The sequence below is a fragment of the Duganella sp. HH101 genome, from assembly GCF_001758795.1.
Classification (GTDB): Bacteria; Pseudomonadota; Gammaproteobacteria; order Burkholderiales; family Burkholderiaceae_D; genus Rugamonas; species Rugamonas rivuli.
The window spans coordinates 1-7,080 of record NZ_LRON01000054.1 but is presented as its reverse complement, the minus strand read 5'-3'; the positions used below and the strand labels follow the sequence as shown (position 1 = coordinate 7,080).

At 64.5% G+C, this 7,080-nt stretch carries 2 protein-coding genes; both read right to left on the bottom strand.

Translation table 11 applies throughout. The features are described from left to right. On the bottom strand, positions 1-3,125 hold a 3,125-nt coding region (locus tag DUGA2_RS32115), incomplete at its 3' end, for an amino acid adenylation domain-containing protein (protein ID WP_141753456.1). Next, a partial coding sequence (locus tag DUGA2_RS32110) for a non-ribosomal peptide synthetase (RefSeq protein WP_141753455.1) occupies positions 3,125-7,080 on the bottom strand: 3,956 nt, incomplete at its 5' end. The genes DUGA2_RS32115 and DUGA2_RS32110, both read right to left, overlap by 1 nt.

Sequence of the window (7,080 nt, the reverse complement as noted above, 5' to 3'; positions counted from 1 at the left end):
TTATCCTGGCGGCCCACTTGCGGCACTTGCAGCACCTCGCCCCAGACCTCGGCCAGCGCCTGCTCCACCTCACCTTGCGGCGCTTCGTATTCCTGGCCACCTTCATAGCCCGGCTCCGGCAGCGCCTTGCGGTCCACCTTGCCGTTGGCGTTCAGCGGCAGGCTATCGAGCACCATGATCGCCGAGGGCACCATGTAGTCCGGCAGCGTCGCGCCCAAACGCGCGCGCAATTCAGCAGCACCGATCTCTTGCCCGACATGCGCCGACACATAGCCGGCCAGGCGCGTACCGGCGGAGCCGCTGTGCGCCACCACCACCGCATCGCGCACCTCCGGCTGCGCCAGCAGCTGCGCTTCCACTTCCCCCAGTTCGATCCGCAGACCACGGATCTTCACCTGATGGTCGATCCGGCCCAGGTATTCCAGCTGCCCTTCGCCGTTCCAGCGCACCAGATCGCCCGTGCGGTACAGGCGTTCGCCCGCCTCGCCGAACGGATCCGCTACAAAGCGCTCTGCGCTCAGCGCCGGCCGGCCAAGATAGCCGCGCGCCAGCAGTTCGCCGCCGATGTACAGCTCACCGGCCACGCCTTGCGGCACGGCGCTCAGCGCGCCATCCAGCACATAGGCCTTGGTCTCCGATATCGGACGGCCGATCGGCACCAGCGCCCGGCCATCGTCGCGGCAGGTCCACTGCGTGACGTGGATCGTGGTTTCGGTCGGGCCGTACAGGTTCTGCAAGCTCACGCCCTCCAGGCGGCGCAGCGCCTCGCCCTGCGTGGCCGCAGGCATCGCTTCGCCGCCGCAGATCACATAACGCAGGCGCGTCTGCGCCTCGATGCCTTCGTGCGCCAGGAAAGCCTGCAGCATCGCCGGCACGAAGTTGAGCGTGGTGATCTGATGACGGCGGATCAGTTCCGTGATCCGCTCCGGGTCGCGCTGGTCGCCAGGATTGGCCACCACCAGGCGTACGCCCGCCGTCAGCGGCCAGAATATCTCCCATGCCGAGACGTCAAAGCTGAACGGCGCCTTGTGCAACACCGTGTCGGCCGGCGTCAACGCGTAGGTCTGCTGCATCCATGTCATGCAACTGGCCAGCGCGCGATGGCGGATGGCCGCACCCTTCGGCCGGCCGGTGGAACCCGAGGTGTAGATCACGTAAGCCAGATGCTCGCCGTGCAGCGGGATTTGCGGATCATGCGACGGTTCGTCGCCCAGCTCCAACGTGTCGAGATCCAGTACGCGCAGCCCCTGTATGACCGTCAGGCCTTGCTTGACCGCGCTGTGCGTCAGCAGCAGCGCGATGCCGCTGTCTTCCTGCATATAAGTCAGGCGGTCCGCCGGGTATTCCGGGTCCAGCGGCACATAGGCCGCACCCGCCTTCAGGATCGCCAGCAGGCCGACCACCATTTCGAAGGAGCGCTCGACGGCGATGCCCACCTTGGCCTCGGGCCGCACGCCCATCTTGATCAGGCGATGCGCCAGCTGGTTGGCGCGCTGGTTCAGTTCCGCGTAGCTCAGAGCTCCCTCACCGAACAGCAGCGCCGTCGCCTGCGGCGTTTCCCTCGCCCGGCGTTCGAACAGCTGGTGCACCGGCGCTTCATATGAATAAGTTGTCTGGTTCACGCCCCATGCGCGTTGCTGTTGCCACTCTTCTGCATTCAGCAATGCGACTTCACCGACGGCCAGCTCCGGTTGTTCCGCCAACGCGCGTAGCACGGCAACGTAGTGCGCCGCCATCAGCGCGACAGCTTGGACGTCGAACAGCTCGCGCGCATAGGTCAAGCCCACGCGCACGCCGCCGTCAGCCGTCTCGATGGTATCGACCACCAGTTCAAATTGTGCTGCCTGCTCGCCCAGCACGTACTCACCCAGCGTCAGGCCCGGCATCCGCACCGGCCCGTTCTGCTCCACCCGTTGATGGTTCACCATCACCTGAAACAAAGGATTGACGCCTGGATGGCGCTCGGGACGCAATGCTTCGACCAATTGCTCGAACGGCAGATCCTGATGCGACTGCGCCCCAAGCGCCGCCTCCTTAGCCAGCGCCAGCACCTGTGACAAGTTCAGACGACCATCGATCACCCCGCGCAGCACTTGCGTGTTGACGAAAAAGCCAACCACCCCTTCAGTCTCTACCCGATGGCGATTGGCGTTGGGCACACCCACTCGAATGTCCGACATGCCGGTATAGCGAGCCAGCAACACCTGTACACCGGCCAGCAACGCCATAAACAGCGTCGCGCCCTGCCCTTGCGCTCGACGCTGCAACGCGGATGCCAGTTCCGCCGGCAGCTCGATGCTGTACTGCGCCGCATGATATGCCCCGTCGGCCCTGCGCGGATGGGTCGTCGGCAGCTGCAGTACCGGGTGCTCGTCCCCCAGGTGCGCCTTCCAGTAGGCCAGTTGGCGGTCCTTCTCGCCTGCCTCCATCCAATGACGCTGCCACAATGCGAAGTCAGCATACTGCACCGGCAAGTCGTCCAGCTCGCACGCCTGTCCTTCCAACTGTGCGCGATACTGCGCCACGAACTCCTCGATGATGATCTGCATAGACCAGCCGTCCGAGACGATGTGATGCATCACCACCACCAGCACATGCTGGTCGGCCGCTGCGCGTATCAGGCCAACGCGCAGCAGCGGGCCACGCTCCAGATCGAACGGCGTCTGGTGCAGGCGCACCGCTTCGTCGCGTATCCGCGCCTCCAGTTCGTCCGCCGTCACGGCGCCAAGATCGATGCGCTCAAGATGAGCGCCGGCCGCTGGCTGGATCGCCTGCATCACCTGGCCATCATCGTCCGCGCGGAACAGCGTACGCAGGGATTCGTGTCGCGCCACCAGCGCATCGAAGGCGGCCTGCAGCGCGCCCGCATCCAGTTGTCCGTCCAGGCGCAGCCCGCCGCTGATGTGATAGGCCGTGCTGCCAGGGTCCAGCTTCCACAAAAACCATTGGCGGGCCTGCGCATACGACGGCGCCCAGCAGAGCGACTCCGATGGTTCACGGGCCAGGATGGGAAACTGCCCTATCGCCAGTCCTTCCAGCTTGATCTTTTGATACACCGCGCGACGCTGCTCCGGGGTCAGGCGGGCAAAGCGTTCCGCGATTCGCTGCGTTGTCGAACTATTCATTATACGATTTCCAGACTATCAATAAATGCGTCAATTTCAGAGAGCGAGGCAGTGTTCGATGCCGCGCTCGAAGCGTCAGGCAGCAGCCCCGCCATTTCGGACAGTGTCGGTTTGAGGAAGACATCCTTGATCGCCACATCGACCTGCAGCGCCACCTGTATGCGCGCCACAATCTGAACCGCCATCAGCGAATGGCCGCCCAACTCGAAGAAGTTATCGTTGCGGCCCACGCGCTCCACGCCCAGTACTTCGGACCAGATGCCGGCCAGCGCTTCCTCCACCGAGCCTTGCGGCGCTTCGTACTCGCGGCCGCCCGCATACTCGGGTTGCGGCAGCGCCTTGCGATCCACCTTGCCGTTGGCGTTGATCGGCAGCGCGTCCAGCACCACGATCACCGACGGCACCATGTAGTCCGGCAGAGCCTCGCCCAACCGTTCGCGCAGCTCGGCCGGCAGCACCGTCATTCCGGCCTGCGCAGAGATATAGCCCACCAGGCGCGCGCCATTCGGTCCGTCGAGGGCCAGCACCACCGCCTCGCGCACTTCCGGCTGCGCCAGCAGTTGGGCTTCGATTTCTCCCAGCTCGATGCGGAAGCCACGGATCTTGACTTGGTGGTCGATGCGGCCCAGGTACTCCAGCTGTCCCTCATCGTTCCATCGCACCAGATCGCCGGTGCGGTACAGCCGTTCGCCGGCCGCGCCGAACGGATCGGCCACAAAGCGTTCCGCGCTCAGGCCCGGACGGCCCAGGTAGCCGCGCGCCAAGCCGTCGCCGGCCACATACAGTTCCCCCGCCACGCCAACCGGCGCCGGGTTCAGCGCGCCGTCCAGCACCCGCAGGCCCAGGTCCGGGATCGCCACGCCCACCGGACTGCGCTGGCTGTCCAGGTCCGCCGCAGTGATTTCGCGATAGGTCACGTGCACCGTGGTTTCGGTGATGCCGTACATATTGATCATGCGCGGCTGCCGGCCGCCCCACTGCGCCATCCACGGCTTCAAGCGTTGCGGATCCAGCGCCTCGCCGCCGAAGATCACGGCGCGCAGCGCCAGGCGTTCGTCATACAAACCTGGCACATGCATCAACTGCCCAAACGCCGACGGCGTCTGGTTCAGCACCGTCACCTGATGACGGCGCAGCAGTTGCAGGAAATCCTCCGGCGAGCGGCTGATCCAATACGGCACGATCACCAGCTGGCCACCGGTGCACAGCGCGCCGAATATCTCCCAGACCGAGAAGTCGAAGGCGTAGGAGTGGAACATCGTCCACACATCCTGCGCGCCAAACTCGAACCAGGCTTCGGTGCCCTTGAGCAGCCGGCCCACGTTGCGGTGGCATAGCTGCGCACCTTTCGGCCGTCCGGTAGAACCCGAGGTGTAAATCACATAGGCCAGGTTTTCGGCATGCACCGTCACCTGCGGGTTGTGTTCCGGTTCGCCGGACAGGTCCAGCGCGTCCAGCTCAAGAACCTGCACACCGTCGGCCGGTGGCAGCCCGTCCTTCAAAGCGCTGTGCGTCAACAGCAGCGCGATGCCGCTGTCGGCCATCATGTAGGCCAGGCGATCGGTCGGATATTCCGGGTCCAGCGGCACATAGGCGCCGCCGGCCTTCAGGATCGCCAGTAGACCGATCATCATTTCCAGCGAGCGCTCGACGGCGATGCCGACTTTGACATCCGGCCCGACGCCCAGCGTTATCAGTCGGTGGGCGAGACGGTTGGCGCGCAGGTTCAGCTGCGTATAGCTCAGCGATTCGTCGCCGAACAGCAGCGCATTCGCATCCGGGCGGGCCTGAACCTGCCGTTCGATCATCTGATGCAGCGGCTCCTGCGATGGATAGCATTCGCTGATCGCGCCCCACTGTTGTAGCTGTCCAAACTCGGACGGGCTGAGTAGCGGCACTTCGCCGACTGCCTGCTGCGGCAGTTCGGACAGCGCGCGCAGCACCGCCACGTAGTGCACCGCCATGCGCCTAATAACATCAGCCTCGAACAGTTCACGGGCGTAGCTGAAGACCACCTGTACCTGGCCGTCAACGTCCTCAATGGTATCGATCACCAGTTCGAATTGGGCGCCCTGCTCACCCATTGCGTGGGCTGTCAGCGTAAGCCCCGGTAACTGCCGCAATGCTCGCAGATCCTGGCGCTGATGGTTAAGCACCACCTGGAACAGCGGATTGGCTCCCAACTGGCGTTCCGGCTGCAGCGCTTCGACCAGCTGTTCGAACGGCAGATCCTGATGCGCCTGCGCGCCAAGCACCGCTTCACGGGCCTGCGCCAGCACCTGTGCCAAAGTCTGCCTGTCTCCGATCACGTTACGTATTACCTGCGTGTTGACGAAGAAGCCGACCAGTCCCTCGGTCTCTATCCGGTGGCGATTGGCGTTGGGGACGCCCACGCGGATGTCCGCCAGCCCTGTGTAGCGGGACAGCAGCACCTGGAATCCAGCCAGCAGCGCCATGAACAAGGTCGCTCCTTGCGACTGAGCGCGCCGCTGCAAGCCTCCGCTCAATTCCTTGGGCAGAGCAATCGCGTGTTGCGCTGCGTGGTATCCACCTTCCATCTTGCGCGGATGACTGGCCGGCAGTTGCAGTACCGGATGTTCGTCGCCCAACTGCGCCTTCCAATAAGCCAACTGGCGGTCCTTCTCACCCGCTTCCAACCAGGCACGCTGCCAGGCGGCGTAGTCGGCGTACTGCACCGGCAAGGCAGCCAAATCGTCGACGGTACCTTCCATGCGAGCGCGGTAGAGCGCAACGAATTCATCGATGATGATCTGCATCGACCATCCATCCGAAATTATGTGGTGCATAACCACGGCCAGCAGGTGCCGATCGGCCGCTTCGCGTATCAGGCCCACGCGCAGCAAGGGGCCTTGCTCCAGATCGAATGGTGTCTGGTTCAGGCGTGTAGCTTCATCGTCTACACGGTCGGCCATGCCTTGAAGGTCTATCAGCTCCAGATGCGCGCCGGCCGCTGGCTGAATCTGCTGCGTCACCTGGCCATCCTGGTCCGCGCGCAGCACTGTGCGCAGGGATTCGTGGCGCGCTACCAACGCATCGAAAGCCGCTTTCAGTGCCTCTACATTCAAGTCTCCGTCCAGCTTCAGAGCGCCGTTCAGATGATAGGACGTACTCGCTGGTTCCAGCTTCCACAGGAACCACTGACGGATCTGGGCATAGGAAGCTGCCAATGGACCGGAGCGAGCGGCAGCAGGCAACACGGGGATAGCCTCCACTGCCCGGCCCTGCACCGCGCTGACCTCGGCCTGGCCTTTGAGTGTCGGGTGTTCAAACACCTGACGCGCCGTCAGCTTCAGGCCGTGGGCCTGCGCGCGTGAAATAACCTTCAGGCTCAGTATGGAATCTCCACCCAGTTCGAAGAAGTTATCCTGGCGGCCCACTTGCGGCACTTGCAGCACCTCGCCCCAGACCTCGGCCAGCGCCTGCTCCACCTCACCTTGCGGCGCTTCGTATTCCTGGCCACCTTCATAGCCCGGCTCCGGCAGCGCCTTGCGGTCCACCTTGCCGTTGGCGTTCAGCGGCAGGCTATCGAGCACCATGATCGCCGAGGGCACCATGTAGTCCGGCAGCGTCGCGCCCAAACGCGCGCGCAATTCAGCAGCACCGATCTCTTGCCCGACATGCGCCGACACATAGCCGGCCAGGCGCGTACCGGCGGAGCCGCTGTGCGCCACCACCACCGCATCGCGCACCTCCGGCTGCGCCAGCAGCTGCGCTTCCACTTCCCCCAGTTCGATCCGCAGACCACGGATCTTCACCTGATGGTCGATCCGGCCCAGGTATTCCAGCTGCCCTTCGCCGTTCCAGCGCACCAGATCGCCCGTGCGGTACAGGCGTTCGCCCGCCTCGCCGAACGGATCCGCTACAAAGCGCTCTGCGCTCAGCGCCGGCCGGCCAAGATAGCCGCGCGCCAGCAGTTCGCCGCCGATGTACAGCT